This window comes from Nostoc sp. T09, from assembly GCF_002154695.1.
GTDB lineage: Bacteria > Cyanobacteriota > Cyanobacteriia > Cyanobacteriales > Nostocaceae > Aulosira.
This window is the reverse complement of the sequence record NZ_MTAV01000175.1, coordinates 1-4416: the sequence shown is the minus strand read 5'-3', so window position 1 is coordinate 4416 and position 4416 is coordinate 1. Positions and strand designations below refer to the sequence as shown.

1 protein-coding gene and 1 pseudogene are annotated in these 4416 nt (G+C 46.0%); one reads left to right on the top strand and one right to left on the bottom strand.

The features are described 5' to 3' along the window. Window positions 1–171: 171 nt before the first annotated feature. Window positions 172–3936, bottom strand: a complete 3765-nt coding sequence (locus tag BV372_RS29120; RefSeq protein ID WP_086690105.1) for a CHAT domain-containing protein — start codon at window positions 3934–3936, stop codon at window positions 172–174. Window positions 3937–4190: 254 nt separating this feature from the next. Here BV372_RS29120 and BV372_RS38475 point away from each other — a divergent pair. Beyond that, a pseudogene (locus tag BV372_RS38475) lies at window positions 4191–4256 on the top strand (hypothetical protein); the annotation flags it as partial. Window positions 4257–4416 lie beyond the last annotated feature (160 nt).

Sequence of the window (4416 nt, the reverse complement as noted above, 5' to 3'; positions counted from 1 at the left end):
ATTTCTCTCTCATGATATTGACAAACTTCTTACCCTTGTGGAATGAAACAGCCCTGCCTTTCCAAGGGGGGATTAAGGGGGGTAAATATGCTGTCAGGCTTTCGTAATTGCGAACTGCGAATTACGAACTTGTACTGAGCGAAGTCGAAGTATTACGAATTAATATTAATGTCACTCTGCCAATAACGCTTCAAGGGATTGAGGGTCAGCAATACCCCGCAGGATAGCGGAGATAATCATAGAATCTTCCGAATCTAACGGCTCGCACAGTATATTCTCATCTCGCTCGCCGGCTAAGATACGACGGATGGCAGCAACGAGATTTTGCCAAACTTCTGCAACATTCTCTATCTCAATTTCTAGCTGTTCCCTGATTTCTACATCATCCACAGCAGCTACTACCCCTGCAATAAACTGCCCATTTTGCCGCAACTCATACTGTGTCCCTGCAAACGCCGCTTTTGCTTGCCTTGCTTGGCGACGATATTCTTTAGCTTGGGTGCTGTCGCCCTGCTTGTCGGTAATCATAGCCAAGATTTCATAGGTTTTCCAAATCTCAGCCGCAGCCAGGTCTAAGGTTTTACGGATGGCTAATGCTTCTTCTACCAATTGTCGGGCTTCGCTGAGGCGGTGGGGTTGTTTTTGTAGTAGGAGAGCGAGGTTACTTAATACTAGAGATGCACTTGCTCGATCTTCTAATTTTTGAAATTGCTTCAACGCCTTGCGAAACCAATCCTCTGCCGCTTCCAGTTTGCCAACAAAGTGATTGAGGTTGCCTAATTGTTGCCAAGTATTTGCTGCATCTGCCAGATTTCCTAGAGATTCTTTAATTTGTGCTGATTTTCGGTAGGCATCTTCCGCAGCGTCCCACTGGTTGCCTTCTTCGTACACCACACCCAGTAGATGCCAAGCCGTGGCTTCTTGTGCTGGTTGCTTGAGTTGCTGGAAAGTAGTCAGTGCTTCACGGTAACGCTGTTGTGCTTCTGAAAAGTTGCCCTGCCGCATGGCTAGAGTGCCGAGTTGAGAATTTGATACCGCAGCCCTACTAAGGTTTCCAATTTCTTTTTGAATAGCTAATCCTGCTTCATAAGCAATGCGTGCCTCTTCATAATTCCCCATCAACATCAGCGCATCTGCCAAGTCAGTCTGCAACGTTCCTATCAGTTTCTTGACATCATCAGACTGTTCAAACTGCTGCGCCACTGCCAACCCCTGACGGTAGATATATGCTGCTTGTGCTGTTTGTCTTTGGTATACAAAGCACAGCCCCAGCCTACCCAAAGTAACACAGCGGTTATAACTTGGTTGCTCACCCAATTTTGTCAGTATCTCACGAAACACCTGCGCCGCTTGTTGATAGCGACCTGCATTGAATAATTCCTCGCCTGAACTACTACGGCTGAGAAACCATGTATCAGAACCGACTTCCCCAGTTAACTGAGCAATTCGTTGATTTAGTCTAGCGCGATCGCGGTTAAGTCCAAAGTAACCGAGAAATTTGTTTACCCGCGCAACAAAGTCTACTGCCCATTCTGCACCTGCATCCAATGCGCCATCAACTGCATAAAGTAAATTCGGTAATTCCCGTTGGGCAATGGCACGGGCAAAATGAGGGTCTTTGTCATCTTCAAAATACAAATAGCGAGAAAGTTCATAATACAACTGTTGATAACGGGCAAGCAGTTCTATCTGTGCTTCTGGGGATAAGCGTAGCCACAAGGCTGGGGCTAAGGTGGGGTGAAATTTGAGAAAAGGCCGACCAACACCAGGCAAATATTCTGGCTGAATTAACCCAGTGGCTTCTAATGCTGGGCGCAAAGTTTGCCACTGTGACTCAGAAATTTCTGTAATTTTCAGCAAGTTAAATTCTAACGCCCCGCCCTGAAACACGCCTAAGCGAGGCAACAACTGCATTGCTTCAGCATCCAACCGTTCTAAAGATAAATTCAATGATGCCAATAGGGGATTATCTGGTGTTTGGGCAACCAAAGCTTCTAAGCGTTGTCCCAACTCTGCCGGACGGCGATTTTCCAACTGTTTCGCCAACAAACCAATGGATAGGGGATGAAAATCCACCAGTTTAAATAATTCCAACAACACTTCGCGTTTAGGTGGGTCAAATTTGGGGGCTTGCGTCAGTTTAATCAAACTCTGGAAATACGCTAGGGCATCTTCTTGTCCCAAACCTCGCAAAGATAAGGAGATATGTTTGCGACTGCCTTGTGTGGAATAATCGGGATGGTGAAAATCTGGTGTGCGAGTGGTGAGTAATACCCGACATTCGCTAACCTCAGACCACTGTTTTGCTACGGTTAACAGTTCCCGTAGAGTTTCTGCTGGCAAGGTTTCTAAGTTATCTAAAATCAGCAATGTGGCTTGCTTACGCAACGCCTGAGTTGCCGCCGCCCCATCAATTAAACTCTCGTCTAACACTGTCGCCAGGGTGCTAACTGCTAAGCCTACAGCATCCACACCACCAAAAGCAGCATAATCAACAAAACAAACTTTCTCAAACATCCCTGTGCTATGTAACCAGCGTCCTGCTTCCTGGACAAGATAGGTTTTTCCCTGTCCACCAAAACCCGATACTGTGAGGCGGCGCGTTCCCTGCACAAAGCACCGTTCTATCTGCCATAATTCCCGGCTACGACCGAAGAATCCAGCTTCTTGTAAATCCGGCAAGTTTCCCCATTTTGGTGACTCGCCGCTTTCTTGGTTGTTCAAGTCTGGCTGCAATAATGGGGTATCACCAGCTGCTTGATACAAGGCAGGTAAAAACCAATCTTGCAATTTTAACTGTACTCGTTGCTCACCCCGTTGCCGTTCTCCCCGTTGTTGGTTGAGATACAAGTCTCGCCGCGCATTATCTAATGCTTCACCCATACCAGCACCAGATACTAAACCCTGATAAAATTTAGCAAACAGTTGTTGGGCTGTTGTCACTAATACCGAATGAGTCATTGCCAAGACTGTGGGAATACCTGCATGGGTTAACCTAGCGGCTACACTACCCATTGCATCTTCTCCATCTTCCCCACCCATCGCCGCCGACTGACAGGCAGACAAAACAATTAACCCCACTTTTTGCCGATTCAGCATATCACCCAAGGTTTCGGCAGTAATCAGGGCTTTTTTCCCTTCTTTATCCTCAAATAATAAATAACCTATATTGCCGCCGTTCTCATTCCCGCCTTTAGTTAGTCCCACGGGGTCGCTATGTTTAGCCTGTTCTTGGAAACGCCCATCTAAATCAAATACCCCATGACCGTCAAAATGCACAATATCAACAGGGGGTTGGCGGGAGTCTTCTAGCCGCGCTACTAAATTATCCAAGGTGGCTGGACGCAAAAATTCTACCTCAACTCTTCCGGCTGCTGCTTGTTGAATGGCGTTCAAAACTGCTATTGCTTCACCACGGGGGTCAATAAATCCCGCATCACTGGGACGACTAACGACAAATAATAACCGCAATCGGTCTTTGACTTGCACTTTAAACGGTCTGCGTCCACCCCCTGCACCAGCCAAGCGGCGACGAATCGAAATGCGGGGATTTTCGTGAAACAAATAAGTACCTTCTGGGTCGCGTAACAATTCCCAAGGCAGCGATAAAATGGCTGGATGACTGGCGCTGATTGTTAATAAGCGTCCTGGTTGATTTTCATCTTGAAAATAATTAAACAGCCGTTGAGCAGCCCGATGTTGAAAAACCGCATTAAATAAATCTTCGCCCCATTGCCGGAATTTTTTTGCTATCCCTTCTGCCCGTTTATCGTCTACATCCGTGGTGTAACGTGCCGCATAGGTTTCTAAGTACCAGCGAATCTCTTCTCTGTCTGCTGCACTCAACGGTGAGGCAAAATCCAGCCTCTCAGTGTCTTGCCCATCAAATGTTACAATGACTTGATGATTCTCTGGGAAGCGGAGATTTAATTCCATAGCCGGCGGTTTGGGGTGTGGAAGCTTATTTGAGATAATACAAGCTGTTTAGCTTAAATTCTGTAAAAATGCTAGGCGATCGCGTTTGTTTTGAGAGGGCATAGATCCCCGACTTTTTCAAAAAGTCGGGGATCTGAACAATCGTAATTTGTCAAAATCAATCGGGTGGAGTACTACTTATTCACCTGCGATCGCAAGCAAACTTACCAACCAACAACAGAAGCCACTATCGTTAAGTCAATAGTGGCTATTCTCAACTCAATAGTGGCTTTCCTCAACTCAATAGTGGCTTTCCTCAACTCAATAGTGGCTATTCTTAACTCAATAGTGGCTATCCTAATGTTTCCTACTTCTTGTTTTTGCCTCTTGCTTTCTTAAGATGAGTAATTATACCAATTTGAAAAAAGAATGCGACAGATGGTAGGGGCAAGGCAATGCCCATTGGTGTCAACTTAAGAAGATAAAGCCCAAATTTGTTGG